Here is a 15,123-nt window from a genome sequence, read left to right as displayed (position 1 = left end):
ATTTACTATACTAACGCTGCGAACCTAAAATATGCCACAACCGCTGACAGTATAAAAACAACAATCAACATCGGGAGCATTTTGTATTCTTGCTTTTTAGTATGAACAACCATACCTGCTATCATAATTAAACAAAAGCCTGCTGCTGCCATTGGTGTTAGTATCGGTGCAATGCCAATAAGCCACGGGATTATAATGCCGATACAGCCTAACCATTCAAGAACTCCTAATATTCGGATTGGAACGATAGAGTTGTTTGATTTTAAATGTCCGTCTGCGACGTGTTTTTCTTTACTTCCGGTAATTTTCCCTAAACCCGGCATAATAAAAAATACAGCGAGAAGCGCTTGTATTATCCACAAAATTGTATTCATTTTTGGTCTTTATGTAGTTAAAATAAGTGTTGAAAACGTTAATGGATGAGCATAAGAAGATGCCTTGAAAAATCAAGGTTGCCCTCCAAAAGATTTTGTGTAACAAAACCCTTTATTCCTAACTACTGATTAACCTTTTTTGGGTTGGTCTAACCAAAGATTGATATCTTCCATTGATTGTTCTATTTGTGGTAGAGTTTGCAAAGATAGTAAAAAGCTAATGCTGTTAAACGTATGCAGAATAACGAGTTTGAGTTACTTCTGACCTCTTTGGCGTTTACGCTTCTTCTTCATCTTATTGGCAAAGTCCTGTTCTTCGTAATCTTCGCCCTGGGCTTCGGGCAATAAGCCGCCCAATGCTTCAATCAAACCATCTTCGTGTTTTTCCGTAGTTAAGAAGTCGAACAAATGGTGTGGTTCTTCCGCAGGAAGATCCGCATCATTTGATGTGGATAGTTGAGGTTGTAAAACAACAGGTACTTTAATATCCGGTTTGATGTTATTGTTCCAATAATCATTAAAGGTGTTGGCAGAAAGTTCTGTTGCCAAACGTGAACCGTTCCAAACTGCTTTGGAATTATGGTCAATAAATGTGATGCCATAAATACGCCCTGTATCATTGCGGCGTACCACTATGTTAATGCCCTGTTCCGCTAACTGCTTTTTAAATGCCTGTTCATCGCTTGTGGATTTCAGGGCAATGGTAACGGCAGATTTTAGGGTCTGTTTGGTAGGGTTGTCTTTCAAAGCGGTTTTGCATTTCGCAAAATGCAATTCCAAAGCCGGAAGCCCTGCACTCTTTCCGAACAGCGAAGCCTTGAACGGATGCCCTGCTCTTTCGCCTTTTTCATTCAATGGAATGTACAATAAGCCCTGCTGCTTTTTTCCCTGTAATTCGCCCTCGATTTTCTCGGTGGTAATATTGAACAGGGAAAGCAAGGCATTGTATTCTCCCAACGTTTGATATTGGTAGTAGTTCGGCAGGTAGCGAACGACCGAAGCAATTTGGCTCTTTACATCGCCTGCCCGATAATCTACCGGACGGAAAACCTTATCCGTTTGATTGCGCTCTTTATCCGTTGCGGGTATCAGCCTGTGTTTTATTTCCAGTTCACGGCATACATTCATAGACCGCATTTTCTCGAATTTGTCCGAAATCTTTTTGCCCTGCTCATCTACACAAACCGATACAATGTGTATATGGCTGCGGTCAATATCGGTATGTTTGAATACGACAAAAGGCTGTTCGCTGTAACCCATTTCCCGCATATACTGTTCTGCCATTTCCCGAAACTTATCATCGCTTACCTTATCGTTCGGGTCGGGATTGAGCGAAATATGCAAGGTATGTTTCTCGGTATTGCGGTTGGCTATCAGGTAAGGCGCAAAAGACTGGGCTAATTGTGCGACAGAATAATGACCGTTGGCGGTTTCAATCATCTTATTGGCAAACAAAATCTTTCCGTTTTCATTCTCCACTTTAAGCTGATTGTACGCCAATGCCCCGTATAAATTTCCGCTTCTTCCAATTTTTGCTATCATTTCTACCGCTATTTTTTCAGGTGTTTGGCTTCAAATTCTTCGCTTATTTGGATAATTTTCTGACACAGCATTGCCATTTCAGCCGTCTGTTTTTCCAGTTTATACAGGAATGCAGCCGCCTTTTTCTCGGAAAAATTCTTGTATAGCAGCTTTACAATTTGGTTATAGTTCACGCCGATGGAACGGAACTGGCTGTGAAAAGAGGTCAGCCGCATATAAAAATCAACCGTTCCTTTATCAATCTGAACGGTCTTTATGGTCTTGTCAAAGATGCAGGACGTGATAAAATGCGCCTTTACCTGCATACCTGATTTATCAAAAAGGGCAAGAAAGCGGGCGTGTTCCTGCTCATTAAAGGAAATGGTGTACCGTATGGTCGCCGGGTCTGCCTTTGGGCGACGTCCGGTCTTTTTTAATTGCTTTTTGTTGTTATCATTCATCACTAATCCATTTTTAAATCCATACAAAACCCTGACTTCGGAAGGTGTTTTCTGCCCCCTGCAAAGGGCAAGTTGTTTTGAGCATCGGAAATCATTCCGAGATGCTCAAAACACAACTTGCCGTGTTCTGTTGAACACAAAAATCCGCCCTTCGGGACGGATTGATTTTAACAGGGAAAAACGGCTCGATGCCGTTGCTGTTAAAGTCCGTTTTGTCCATTCGATTTTGCATAAATCCATTAATAAAATTCATTTTACAAAGTAAAGTCCTCTTTCTGAAAGCATTGCAGTGTAACAGAGTGCCAAACACTGCCTTTGAACGCCAAACACTGCCACCTATGTACAACAAGGAAAATAACATTGGTTCTTTGTATCAGATTTCAGGCAGGAACGCTGTCGGACAATCATTCAGAGCGGACAGATAGCATTCAGAAATGCAGACAATCCTGCAAGCAAGATTGCAAGATTGCAGGAAAGCAAAAAAGCAAGCGTGATAGACTGACGGCAGGCAATCACACAAGACAGGCTTCCTGAATGAACGAATGCAGGTTTGCAGGAATACAGGAATGACGGCTCTCCTGACTGATAGCAAACGAGAATGGTTGCAGTCCTGCCGTATCGCAGAAAGGCAGGCAAGCACAAGTTCAGGCAAGATGGCTGGCTATCCTGCAAGGAAGCCGGAATGAAAACCCGAATGACTGGCAGACAGTCCGCAGGATGGAATGCCTGCAAGAAAGTAGAAACTTTAAATTTTTAAGATATGGAAACAAAAAAGAAACCGCTGTTCGTTGCCTTTTCTTCTCAAAAAGGAGGCGTTGGCAAAAGCACATTTACGGCACTTGTAGCAAGTCTGCTCCATTACCGAATGGGCTACAATGTAGCCGTGTTGGATTGTGATTATCCACAGTACAGTTTATTGAAAATGCGTGAAAGGGATTTGAAAGCAGTACAGGAAAACGAACACTTTAAGCGGATTGCCCACAGGCAGTTTATGACCATTAACAAGAAAGCCTACACGATAGAGCAATGCAAAGCGGAAACCGCTTTGGGAGAAGCCGAAAACTTAATAAAATCCTCAACCATTCCGTTTGATGTGGTTTTCTTCGACCTGCCCGGAACGGTCAACTCTGCCGGAATACTCCATACCCTGATGGGAATGGATTACATCTTTTCGCCTATCACGGCTGACAGGGTTGTCGTGGAAAGTACACTGAGCTTTACACAGGCTCTTACGGATATTATTATGAAAAGCGGAGGAAGCACCATTAAAGGCATCCATCTGTTTTGGAACCAGGTGGACAGGCGTGAAAAATCGGAACTCTATGATTTGTACGGCAAATTCATAGCGGATTTGGGTTTCTCCCTGATGAAGATTTATGTAACGGACAGCAAGCGTTTCAGAAAAGAAAGCGAAGCAATGGAAAAAACGCCTTTCCGTTCTTCTTTGCTGCCGCCCGACCAAAGGCTGATGACTGCCTGCCAGTTGGATTTATTTATGCAAGAATTTTTAAGAACCATTGAACTGTAACGATTATGGAAAAAGGAAATAAAAAAAGAAACAGCCCTGAAATTGACGAGGAATATGTAATGTCATTAATGGCTGGCGGTGTCCGCAAAGAAGGAATGCAACAGCCTCCTGCCGAAACTCCCAAAGAACCTCCCAAAGAGGTAATTAAAGAAGAAATCATCAGAGAAGATATTAAGGAGCAAGCACAAGAGAAACCTGTACAAAGAGAGCGGACAAAAGCCAAAAAAAATACCGACAGCACTTATGGTGAACGTTTCCTCAATACGCACTCTATGGAAAAGCGGGGCGATAAGAGCATCTATATCCGGCAGGAATATCACGAACGCCTGTCCCGTATCGTACAGGTTATCGGAAAAGATAAGATACCGTTGTATGCTTATCTCGACAATATCCTCGAACACCATTTTGAATTGTTTGAGAAAGCGATTACCGATGATTTTAATGAGAAGTTTAAACCTATTTTTTAAAGCAACAGATTATGAAAAATACAAACAAAAAAACAGACAAAGCCTTACGCACGGCTCAATACAAATCTACATTCCTTACACCTACGGAATTTATGGCAAGGAAAGGAAAAACGGTATATATCAGCAAAGAGTTTCATCAGAAACTGACCCTGCTTGTATTTATGCTTGGTGGTGGCAAGCTGACCCTTGCCGATTATTTGCAGAATTTACTTCAGCATCATTTTGATGATTTCGGGGTAGAAATGAAAGAGCTTTACGACAAAGCAAACAAACCAACTTTTTAAAAATTATAGCAATGAACAGCAATAGAAAAAATCAGAAAAATAAAGAGCGGAAAAACCCTTATCCCTCTTTATTCCTCATCAACCGCTTTCCGTCAGGACGGCACGGAAAAGTAGTGTACATACGCCCCGAATACCACGAACGGTTGCTTCGTATTGTACAGGTATCGAGAGAGGACAAAGCCACGCTTTACTCTTTAATAGACAACATTCTTGAACATCACTTCAAGGAATTTGGCGAAGACATCATTGAGTATTATAACAAACAGAATAAACCAATTTTTTAGCGATGGAAATAGTAATTGTAATATGCCTTTTGATAGTTATTGCCCTGCTTTTGCAGGATAAGATTGTTATTAAAAGAAAGTCGGAGCAAAAACCGAAACCGGAAAAAGTCAATCCGAAACTGCCCGATATTATGGGGCAACCGAAGCCCGTAAGAAGCCAATCAGTGCCAAATACTGCCAATGAAAGCCAAATAACGGAACAGGAAGTAGATGTAGATAATTTAGACATCGAATACGACGCAAACGAAAACGTCAGCATTCAAATTCCGCAGGAAGAATTGGATAAGGTGTTCAGTAATAATGTACCCGATTTAGCAGAGGAAGAAGAAGATTTGAACAGGTACAGAACTTCCGGTAGCGATGACGGTTATGCCCAGGGGGTTACCTTTGAAGAACTAAACAACGTGGGGGTGTTGCTCCAAAAAGAAACATTGGAACCAGCCCAAAAGGAAACAGCGATTGATATAGTTCAAAGATTACAGGGAACCGAATTATTTGCTCTACTGGAAAGTTCAATGCAAGGTGCTTCAAGAAAGATTGCCGAGCTTTTGGACAGCACACTTTCATCATCTGATACCGAAGCCGGTTCTTCCAATTTGCGGAAAAATGATTTAAGTGATTTTGATATTGCCGATTTTATATAATCGGTAATTCTGAAAATAATGCCCTAAACACACAGATATGATTAAGTCCAAAGATGACCCGGATTATATATTCGAGGAATATAAAGATTATACCATCGCCAGCCATAAAAATAATGTGGTCGGTAAAGATATAGACAATCTTATCATTGTCTATAAATCTGACGAATTTCCCAATCACGGATATATCGTTGGGCTTGATGACAGCAAGATATCAGGGTATAGAAAATCCGTACCCAACAATATAGATGATGCCAAAGCCTATGTAGATTGGGCTGTTAAAATACGTGAAGAAAAGGAAACGACAACAAAGCCGGAAAAAGCCTATGATTTACGGGTAAATAAAGGCGTGTTGCCTACCGTTGATATTGCAGGGCATACCTTTTATGTGGATTTGAGAATGAATATGCTTCGCCCGAAAGATGATTTTCTATCCAAAGGCATCAAATTTTCAAAAGTTGAAAGCTACTACGATTTAGAGGCAAGAACCTATACCATTCCGTACAATCCTACAACACACGAATTTCAGGAGCCGGATTATAAAAACATAAAAGAGCTTCCCAAAGATTTAATTGCTGTGGAATTTCCGTCAGAAAGATTACTTGATAGAATTGGCTGGAATAGAAAATATGGTTTTGAACTTAATCACGGAATTGATAAGGATAATTTTAAAATACATTTTACTGCAAAGCATATCCCCTGGAAAGAAACTTTTCTTGTCGGCTTAATAGAAAGCAATCTTAAATTAGAAAAGAAGCAAAAGGAAAAGAACGAAAAACAACAAATCAATGAGCCAAAGACCAATAAACGAAAAGGCAGAAAAATGTAAAATAACGCCCCGATTATTAAACGCCAAACAGTAAAATGCTTGGCGTTTTTTTATTCCAAAACATACCACTATAAAGCCATTGAACGCCAAACACTTCCTTTGAGTGCCACTTTACGGCAACGCCTCATTTTCCATAAGACATTTGTCCCGAAAGCCCGCAGGGTGTGGGATAACAATAACAAATTAATGTGTTTCAATTATGGAAAAACAGAGAAAAAAAGTTTTGCTGGCAGCCGTGGCGATGCTGTCAGGAATTGGTGCTTTCGCACAGGGAAACGGCTCGGCAGGTATCAACGAAGCTACCCAAATGGTAACAAGCTATTTCGACCCCGCAACCCAGTTAATCTACGCCATCGGTGCGGTGGTTGGGCTCATCGGAGGCGTTAAGGTGTACAACAAATTCAGTAGTGGCGACCCCGATACCTCGAAGACGGCAGCTTCGTGGTTCGGTGCGTGTATCTTCCTGATTGTGGCGGCTACCATTCTGCGTTCATTCTTCCTTTAATCCTTTGCCTTATGAATTATAATATCAACAAAGGCATCGGAAGAACGGTGGAATTTAAGGGGCTGAAAGCACAGTACCTCTTCATCTTCGCAGGTGGATTGCTCGGTACGCTCATTTTCGTGATGATACTGTATATGGCAGGTGTAAATTCTTACATCTGTCTGTTCCTCGGAGGTGGAGGTGCTTCACTTATCATCTGGCAGACCTTTTCACTGAACAGGAAGTATGGCGAACACGGACTGATGAAGTTGGGAGCCATTAAAAGGCATCCCCGCTACATCATTTGTCGCAAGCCTGTACACAGGTATTTAAAATTCACTCCTAAACCCAAAACCGTATGAGAAATGTAGCTAAAACAGCCACATTGGAAAACAAATTTCCCTTGCTGGCAGTAGAGAACAACTGCATTCTTTCCAAAGATGCAGACATTACCGCCTGTTTTGAAGTACGGTTACCGGAACTGTTTACCGTTGCTTCGGCAGAGTATGAAGCCATTCATTCCGCTTGGCACAAGGCTATTAAAACCTTGCCCGATTTTACGGTCGTTCACAAACAGGATTGGTACATCAAAGAGAGTTATGCTCCCGATTTGGCACAGGAAGACCAAAGTTTTTTGTCAAAATCCTATCAACGCCATTTCAACGAGCGACCGTTCCTGAACCATTATTGCTACCTGTTCCTGACGAAGACGACCAAGAACAGAATGCGAATGCAAAGCAACTTCAGTTCGCTTTGTAAAGGCACGCTCATTCCAAAGGAAATCAATAAGGAAACGATACACCGATTTATGGAAGCGGTGGCACAATTTGAGCGTATCGTGAACGATAGCGGTTTCATAACCCTGCGACGATTGACCGAAGATGACATCATCGGAACGGACGAAAGACAGGGATTGTTGGAACAATACCTGACACTTTCAAGAGAAGCAGGAACACCAATGCAGGACATCGCTTTAAATGCAGAGGAAGTGCGTATCGGAAACAAAAGATTGTCGTTGCACACTTTGTCCGATACAGACGACCTGCCAGCAACCGTTTCGGCTGATACCCGTTTTGAAAAACTATCGACTGACCGAAGCGACTGCCGTTTGTCTTTTGCTGCTCCCGTAGGGTTGCTGTTGAGCTGTAACCACATTTACAATCAATACATATTCTTGGATAACAGTGAGGACAACCTGCAAAAATTTGAGAAGTCTGCACGGAATATGCACTCTTTGGCTCGGTACAGTCGTGCCAATCAAATCAACAAAGAGTGGATAGAAAAATACCTGAATGAAGCTCACAGTTTCGGACTATCTTCTGTTCGTTCACATTTCAATATAATGGCGTGGTCGGAAGACCCGAACGAACTTAAACAGTTGAAAAACGATTGTGGTAGTGCATTGGCATTGATGGAATGTAAGCCTCGCCACAATACAACGGACGTAGCCACATTGTATTGGGCGGCAATGCCGGGCAATGCGGGCGACTTTCCGAGTGAGGAAAGTTTTTACACGTTCATAGAGCCTGCTCTGTGTTTCTTTACTGAAGAAACGAACTACCACAATTCGCCGTCCCCTTTCGGAATTAAAATGGCTGACAGACTTACAGGAAAGCCAATCCATTTGGATATATCCGATCTGCCAATGAAAAGGGGGATTATCACGAACCGCAACAAATTCATTTTGGGACCATCAGGTTCGGGAAAATCCTTTTTCACAAATCATATGGTACGCCAATATTTCGAGCAAGGGGCTCACGTACTGCTGGTAGATACGGGTAACTCGTATCAGGGATTGTGTGAACTCATCAAAGGCAAAACCAAAGGCGAAGACGGTGTTTACTTCACTTATACCGAAGATAATCCCATTGCTTTTAACCCTTTTTATACCGATGACGGTGTATTCGATATTGAAAAACGAGAGAGTATCAAGACTTTGATATTGACTTTATGGAAACGTGATGATGAACCGCCAACCCGTTCGGAAGAAGTGGCACTTTCCAATGCGGTTTCTGGTTATATCGAGCGTATCAAACAAGATGACACTTATCCGTCTTTCAATGGCTTTTACGAGTATGTAAAAGGCGATTACCGTAAGGTATTGGAAGAAAAACAGGTTCGTGAAAAAGACTTTGACATTGCCAATTTTTTAAACGTACTCGAACCTTATTACAAAGGTGGCGAATACGACTATCTGCTGAACTCGGACAAGCAATTAGACCTATTATCTAAGCGGTTTATTGTTTTTGAAATTGATGCCATAAAAGACCACAAAATCCTCTTTCCCATAGTCACGATCATCATTATGGAAGTGTTCATTAACAAGATGCGTAGGCTGAAAGGCATTCGCAAGCTGATACTGATTGAGGAAGCGTGGAAAGCGATTGCCAAAGAAGGAATGGCGGAATACATCAAATACCTCTTTAAAACGGTTAGGAAGTTTTTCGGCGAAGCCATTGTCGTAACACAGGAGGTCGATGACATTATCCAATCGCCTATTGTCAAGGAAAGTATCATCAACAATTCGGACTGCAAAATTCTCTTAGACCAGCGAAAGTATATGAACAAATTCGATGACATACAGGCAATGCTCGGATTGACGGACAAAGAGAAAGGACAGGTACTATCCATCAATATGAATAACGATGCAAGCCGACTGTACAAGGAGGTTTGGATTGGATTAGGCGGAACACACTCGGCAGTGTATGCCACGGAAGTTAGTCTGGAGGAATACCTCGCCTATACGACCGAAGAAACCGAAAAAATGGAAGTGATGCAACTCGCTTCCGAATTGGACGGTAATGTAGAACTCGCCATTAAGCATATCGCAATGCAACGGCGGGACAATGTAAATCAATAATCATTAACAATTTAAAATTTCAAGACAATGAAAAAAATGTTTTTAATGGTGTGTACGGCACTAATGCTCGCCGTAGCACCGTCAGCAAAAGCCCAATTTGTAGTAACCGACCCTGCAAATTTAGCTTCAGGTATTCTAAACTCTGCAAATGAAATCGTACAGACTTCATCCACAGTATCCAATGTGATTAAAAATTTCAAGGAAGTGGAAAAAGTGTACAAGCAGGGCAAGGAATATTACGACAAGCTACAAGCTGTAAATAATCTTGTAAAAGATGCCCGTAAGGTTCAGCAAACGGTATTGCTGGTAGGCGATGTGTCCGAAATGTATGTTACCAATTTCGGTAAGATGATGAATGACCCCAATTTCAAACCAAATGAATTGGTGGCTATCGGCAACGGGTACTCGGCACTGCTCAACGAAAGCACCGAACTGTTGAAAGAACTCAAACAGATTATAACCTCTTCAAGCCTTTCGCTTAACGATAAGGAGCGTATGGAGATTATTGACCGTGTGTACAAAGAAGTTAAGGATTATCACAGTCTTGTTCGCTACTACACCAACAAAAATATCTCTGTCAGCTACCTGAGAGCGAAAAAGAAAAATGATGCCCAAAGAGTGCTTGAACTCTATGGAACTGCTAACCAAAAATACTGGTAAAAATGGAATGGGATAATCTTCACGAACTCCTGCGTTCGCTTTACGACGATATGATGCCGCTTGCAGGCGATATGGCGGCAGTAGCTAAGGGTTTGGCGGGATTGGGAGCATTGTTCTATGTAGCATTAAAGGTTTGGCAGGCTTTAAGCCGTGCCGAACCTATTGATATGTTTCCTTTGCTCCGTCCGTTTGCATTAGGTCTTTGCATTATGTTTTTTCCAACTATCGTTTTGGGAACCATCAATGCGGTGTTAAGTCCGGTGGTTGTAGGAACACACCAAATACTCGAAGACCAGGTGCTTGACCTGAACAAGCTCCAACAACAGAAAGACCAGTTGGAATACGAAGCAATGGTCAGAAATCCTGAAACCGCCTTTATGGTATCAGACGAAGAGTTTGATAAAAAACTGGACGAGTTGGGATGGTCGCCATCAGACATTGGTACAATGGCGGGAATGTATATGGATAGGACAGCCTATCAGATAGAAAAAGCCATCAAGGACTGGTTCAGAAATCTGCTGGAGATACTCTTTCAGGCGGCAGCATTGGTTATTGATACCATACGAACGTTTTTCCTGATTGTGTTAAGTATTCTCGGTCCCATTGCCTTTGCCATCTCGGTGTGGGATGGCTTTCAATCCACGCTCACGCAATGGCTCACGAGGTACGTAAGTGTTTACCTATGGCTTCCCGTTTCGGATTTGTTCAGCTCGATGCTGGCACGAATACAGTCCCTCATATTGGAAAAGGATATCGCAATGCTGTCAGACCCGACATTCATTCCCGACACCTCCAATACGGTATATATCATTTTTATGATTATCGGCATCATCGGGTACTTCACTATTCCAACGGTAACAGGTTGGGTAATTCAGGCAGGTGGTGCAGGAAACTTTACACGCAATGTAAACCAAACTGCAATGAAAGCCGGAAATATCGCAAGTGCCGGAGCCGGTTCTGCTGCCGGAAACATCGGAGGGCAATTGCTTAAAAAATAATGTAAAACGAATAATCATCATTTAACAATGGAATTTAAAACTTTAAGAAATATAGAAAACAGCTTTAGGCAGATACGTCTGTATGCCATAGTATTTGCTGTTCTCTGCATTGGTGTGGTAGGGTTTGCCGTATGGAAATCGTACAGTTTTGCCAATGAGCAACGCCAGAAAATCTATGTGTTGGATAACGGTAAATCGCTGATGCTTGCCTTGTCGCAGGATGCGAGCATTAACCGACCTGTGGAAGCAAGGGAACACGTCAGACGTTTTCATGAGCTGTTCTTTACGCTTGCTCCGGACAAGAACGCCATCGAAAGTAATATGAGCAGGGCGTTCAACCTTGCCGATAAAAGTGCTTTCGATTATTACAAAGACCTGTCGGAGAAAGGTTATTACAGCAGGATTATTTCGGGGAACGTACAACAGCGCATTGAGGTGGATAGTGTCGTGTGCAACTTCGATAACTATCCGTATGCAGTGCACACCTACGCTAAACAGTTCATCATAAGGTCAAGTAATGTAACACGACGTAACCTGGTTACTTCCTGCTATCTCGTAAACTCCGTTCGTTCCGACAACAATCCCCAAGGCTTTAACATCGAAAAATTTGCGGTGGTGGAGAACAAGGATATCGAAGTCATCGAACGCTAAAATGTAAGGATATGGAACAATCACTTGATTTAGACACATTCGTAAAAACCCTGACGAACAACGGCTATAACGGTTATTTCCAAACGGATAGTGCTTATGCAGGCAAGCTAAAGGACAGTATCAGCGATTTTTTGGAGGCGTGTAAGAACGGTACGGAGAAACCGCTTAATGCCGATAGCTTTTCGCTGAGAACTTACCTCGAATGGAACGGCGAAGAAAAGCCTAAAACGGAATGTTATATGCGGGTACAGTATGATAACGGCAAATTCGATGTTCAAAAAATGAACATTGAAAGAACAGACCGCTACGGGCATTCAATGAAAAAATCGGAGCTGACAAACCTGACAACGAGGTCGGTTCCGAGCGTAAAGGAAGCTCTTGCCAAAGTCCTCGACACACCTAAAGAACAGATTGCTCCGAAAAAAAGAGTGTTTAGAATGTGATAACCTCAAATAATTAAAGAATGAAAAAATTAAGGGAAAATATGGACAGGTTTTTTGACAAGCTGGACGACCGTTGGAGAGCTTTACCATTGGGAAAGCAGCACCAATACACGCTGTACTTCTTTGTTGGTTATCTGCTTCTGACCGTAGGTGTTGTTGCCAAAGTATGGTACGATACAAGCAAGTCAAAAAACGATATGTCGATAGAACATATCGAAAACCCTGTCCTCAAAAAGAATGAAAGTCCTGCAAGGTTGCAGGATACATTATCAACAATTTTAAAAAATCAGATTTATGAAAGAAAATGAGAACAAAAAGTCGGTTGTTCGGGTAACGGAGGGGAACCCGAATGAAACCGCCGATGTACTGCAAAGCGGTACGGAGAACAAAACCGAAAAACTCAAAAAGCCTTTGATTTTCGGTTTGATGGGCATTGTTTTCGTTGGTTGTATGTATTTAATTTTCAAACCATCGGAAGACAAAAAGGAAATCGAAAACATCGGGCTGAACGATGCCGTTCCGCAAGCTACCGGAGCAGGAATGCCTGCCGACAAAGGCAAGGCGTATGAGCAGGAAATGCTGGAACGCAAAGAACAGGAGAAACGTAATGCTTTGGCAACGCTTTCGGATTATTGGAACACCGATGACAAGAAAGAACCTGCGGATGAATTTACCGAAGATGATGAAGACGAAAGTACCGGCTATGGAAACGGCGGTAGAAATTCGGGAAGAAACAGTAATCCTGCATTGAACAGTTATCGAAATGCACAAAGCACATTGGGCAATTTCTATCAGGACAACAATTCGGAAACGATGGAACTCCGTAAGCAATTAGATGAGCTGAAAGAAAAGTTGGCTGAAAAAGATGTGCCAAAGGCAACAACCGTAGATGACCAGCTTGCATTAATGGAAAAATCCTACCAGATGGCGGCAAAATATCTGCCGACCAATTCGACCACAGGCAACGCAGAACAGCAGCCCACACCTGCAAATGGTACAGCTTCAGGAGCTGCGGGTGCAAACAAAAAAGAGCATTTTGTTTCTTTTACTGCGGCAAGGAAGAATACCGTGTCTGCCTTGTATCGTGAGCCTACGGATAGCGAGTTTTTGGAAAATTGGAGCGAAACCCGAAACAGGGGTTTTTACACCGCAGGTACTACGGAACAAGTGGTACAGCCAAAAAACAGTATTAAAGCCTGCGTTCACGATGCACAGACTGTTGTTGGCGAAATGGGTGTAAGATTACGATTATTAGAACCTGCAAAAACGCCCAGCCGTACTATCCCGCAGGGAACGATTGTAACGGCTAATGCCAAATTTCAGGGTGGACGTTTACAGCTCAAAATTACTTCGGTTGAATTGGAGGGCAATATCATTCCCGTAGATATTACCATTTATGATTTGGACGGACAGCAAGGTCTATATGTTCCTTACTCTCCTGAAATGAATGCCCTTACCGAAATGGCAGGCAATATGAGCCAGACAGGCGGAACGAGCGTAATGCTGACACAGAATGCAGGGCAACAGGTTGCTGCCGATTTAAGCCGTGGCGTGGTGCAGGGAATTTCGGGCTATTTCGCCAAGAAAGTACGCACCCCGAAAGTAACGCTAAAAGCGGGACACCAGGTATTTCTTGTATCAAAACAGTAAAGTCTATTTCAAATAATTAAAAATGAAACCAGTTCCGTGCAACGGATCTTGTTTCAATACCATAAAAATTAAATATCAAAGAAAATGAAAAATATTTTTAAAACCTTTTGGGCACTTGCCCTGACCATCGGCTCTGCCGTAACCGCCTTTGCACAGGATAGTGCGACGGTAAAAACGCCTCTTGAATTGGGCAGGATTGAACCGTATCGTATGGAAGTAACCTACGACAAAACTTCGCATTTGATTTTCCCGACCGCTATCCGTTATGTGGATTTGGGTAGTGAATACCTGATTGCAGGAAAGGCGGAAGATGCAGAAAACGTATTGCGTGTAAAAGCATCGGTTAGGAATTTTGAAGCTGAAACCAACTTTTCCGTAATTACCAATGACGGACGTTTTTACTCTTTCAATGTGTATTACAGTTCTTACCCGGAAGCGTTGAGCTATGACCTGCTAACAATGCAAAAAGCGGTAGATAAAGCCAATGGTAACGATGTGCTGTTTGAAGAATTGGGCAACAATTCTCCGTCTTTGGCTGGCTTGTTATTGGAAACCATTTACAAGAAAGATAAGCGTATTGTAAAACACATCGGAGCAAAAAGTTTCGGTATTCAGTTTATCCTGAAAGGTATCTATATCCACAACGGCAAATATTATTTCCATACGGAATTGAGAAACAAAAGCAATGTGCCGTTTAACATTGATTTTATCAATTTCAAAGTAGTAGATAAAAAGGTTGCCAAACGTACCGTAGTGCAGGAACGACCAATGATACCGCTTCGTACTTACAAACCTTTGGAGGACGGCATAAACGGGCAATCTACCGGGCAAAATGTTTTTCTGTTAGACCAGTTTACCATTGCTGATGACAAGGTTCTGCTGATTGAAATCTTTGAGAAAAACGGTGGACGACACCAAACGCTTCAGGTGGAAAATTCGGACTTAATCAAAGCTCGTTTGATTAATGATATGCACCTGAAATTTTAAT

The 15,123-nt window shown here is 42.2% G+C and carries 19 protein-coding genes; 16 read left to right on the top strand and 3 right to left on the bottom strand.

The genetic code is table 11. The features are described from left to right. Positions 1-5: 5 nt before the first annotated feature. The 3 genes from AOB46_RS00695 to mobA form a co-directional block, all read right to left on the bottom strand. Entirely contained in the window at positions 6-374 is a 369-nt protein-coding gene (locus tag AOB46_RS00695) for a DoxX family protein (RefSeq protein WP_062696131.1), read from the bottom strand. A 255-nt stretch (positions 375-629) separates the two neighbouring features. After that, the gene (gene mobB, locus AOB46_RS00690; RefSeq protein ID WP_062696130.1) at positions 630-1,916 is read right to left on the bottom strand and encodes a conjugal transfer protein MobB; all 1,287 of its coding nucleotides are present in this window, start codon (positions 1,914-1,916) and stop codon (positions 630-632) included. Positions 1,917-1,924: 8 nt separating this feature from the next. Next, positions 1,925-2,356: a conjugal transfer protein MobA gene (mobA, locus tag AOB46_RS00685; protein WP_062696129.1), complete on the bottom strand. Its 432-nt coding sequence runs from the start codon at positions 2,354-2,356 to the stop codon at positions 1,925-1,927. 760 nt (positions 2,357-3,116) lie between these two features. Between mobA and AOB46_RS00680 the strand changes: the two genes are divergently transcribed. The 16 genes from AOB46_RS00680 (at position 3,117) to traN (ending at position 15,122) form a co-directional block, all read left to right on the top strand. Continuing rightward, positions 3,117-3,884 (top strand): ParA family protein, encoded by a 768-nt coding sequence (locus AOB46_RS00680; protein WP_062696128.1) that lies wholly within the window; start codon positions 3,117-3,119, stop codon positions 3,882-3,884. A gap of 5 nt (positions 3,885-3,889) precedes the next feature. After that, entirely contained in the window at positions 3,890-4,351 is a 462-nt protein-coding gene (locus AOB46_RS00675; RefSeq protein WP_062696127.1) for a DUF3408 domain-containing protein, read from the top strand. Positions 4,352-4,362: 11 nt separating this feature from the next. Continuing rightward, positions 4,363-4,635, top strand: coding sequence for a DUF3408 domain-containing protein (locus AOB46_RS00670; RefSeq protein WP_062696126.1), 273 nt, complete (start codon positions 4,363-4,365; stop codon positions 4,633-4,635). A gap of 11 nt (positions 4,636-4,646) precedes the next feature. Then, a complete protein-coding gene (locus AOB46_RS00665) occupies positions 4,647-4,919 on the top strand; it encodes a DUF3408 domain-containing protein (protein ID WP_082376987.1) in 273 nt (90 codons plus the stop codon). 2 nt (positions 4,920-4,921) lie between these two features. Beyond that, positions 4,922-5,563, top strand: a complete 642-nt coding sequence (locus AOB46_RS00660; RefSeq protein ID WP_062696125.1) for a hypothetical protein — start codon at positions 4,922-4,924, stop codon at positions 5,561-5,563. A gap of 37 nt (positions 5,564-5,600) precedes the next feature. Further along, complete coding sequence (locus tag AOB46_RS00655) at positions 5,601-6,389, top strand: hypothetical protein (RefSeq protein WP_062696124.1); 789 nt, start codon at positions 5,601-5,603, stop codon at positions 6,387-6,389. 199 nt (positions 6,390-6,588) lie between these two features. After that, positions 6,589-6,894 (top strand): DUF4134 domain-containing protein, encoded by a 306-nt coding sequence (locus tag AOB46_RS00650; protein WP_002979435.1) that lies wholly within the window; start codon positions 6,589-6,591, stop codon positions 6,892-6,894. A gap of 11 nt (positions 6,895-6,905) precedes the next feature. Further along, positions 6,906-7,235 (top strand): DUF4133 domain-containing protein, encoded by a 330-nt coding sequence (locus AOB46_RS00645; RefSeq protein ID WP_062696123.1) that lies wholly within the window; start codon positions 6,906-6,908, stop codon positions 7,233-7,235. Further along, positions 7,232-9,733 carry a TraG family conjugative transposon ATPase gene (locus AOB46_RS00640; RefSeq protein WP_062696122.1) on the top strand — a complete coding sequence of 834 codons (2,502 nt, stop codon included), beginning with the start codon at positions 7,232-7,234 and terminating at the stop codon, positions 9,731-9,733. Before AOB46_RS00645 ends, AOB46_RS00640 begins: the two co-directional genes overlap by 4 nt. A gap of 27 nt (positions 9,734-9,760) precedes the next feature. Next, positions 9,761-10,393 (top strand): DUF4141 domain-containing protein, encoded by a 633-nt coding sequence (locus AOB46_RS00635; protein WP_062696121.1) that lies wholly within the window; start codon positions 9,761-9,763, stop codon positions 10,391-10,393. 2 nt (positions 10,394-10,395) lie between these two features. Then, positions 10,396-11,391 carry a conjugative transposon protein TraJ gene (gene traJ, locus AOB46_RS00630; RefSeq protein WP_062696120.1) on the top strand — a complete coding sequence of 332 codons (996 nt, stop codon included), beginning with the start codon at positions 10,396-10,398 and terminating at the stop codon, positions 11,389-11,391. Between the two features lie 27 nt (positions 11,392-11,418). Then, positions 11,419-12,042, top strand: a complete 624-nt coding sequence (gene traK, locus AOB46_RS00625) for a conjugative transposon protein TraK (RefSeq protein WP_062696119.1) — start codon at positions 11,419-11,421, stop codon at positions 12,040-12,042. Between the two features lie 11 nt (positions 12,043-12,053). Further along, positions 12,054-12,485, top strand: coding sequence for a hypothetical protein (locus AOB46_RS00620; RefSeq protein WP_062696118.1), 432 nt, complete (start codon positions 12,054-12,056; stop codon positions 12,483-12,485). Positions 12,486-12,505: 20 nt separating this feature from the next. Further along, the gene (locus AOB46_RS00615; RefSeq protein ID WP_062696117.1) at positions 12,506-12,793 is read left to right on the top strand and encodes a hypothetical protein; all 288 of its coding nucleotides are present in this window, start codon (positions 12,506-12,508) and stop codon (positions 12,791-12,793) included. After that, positions 12,780-14,135, top strand: coding sequence for a conjugative transposon protein TraM (gene traM, locus AOB46_RS00610; RefSeq protein WP_062696116.1), 1,356 nt, complete (start codon positions 12,780-12,782; stop codon positions 14,133-14,135). Before AOB46_RS00615 ends, traM begins: the two co-directional genes overlap by 14 nt. 84 nt (positions 14,136-14,219) lie before the next feature. Next, on the top strand, positions 14,220-15,122 hold the full coding sequence (gene traN, locus AOB46_RS00605) for a conjugative transposon protein TraN (RefSeq protein ID WP_062696115.1): 903 nt from the start codon (positions 14,220-14,222) through the stop codon (positions 15,120-15,122). Position 15,123: the final 1 nt, after the last annotated feature.

The sequence above is a fragment of the Chryseobacterium indologenes genome, from assembly GCF_001295265.1.
GTDB lineage: Bacteria > Bacteroidota > Bacteroidia > Flavobacteriales > Weeksellaceae > Chryseobacterium > Chryseobacterium indologenes_A.
The sequence above is the reverse complement of the archived record's forward strand: the minus strand, read 5'-3'. Positions and strand labels throughout refer to the sequence as shown.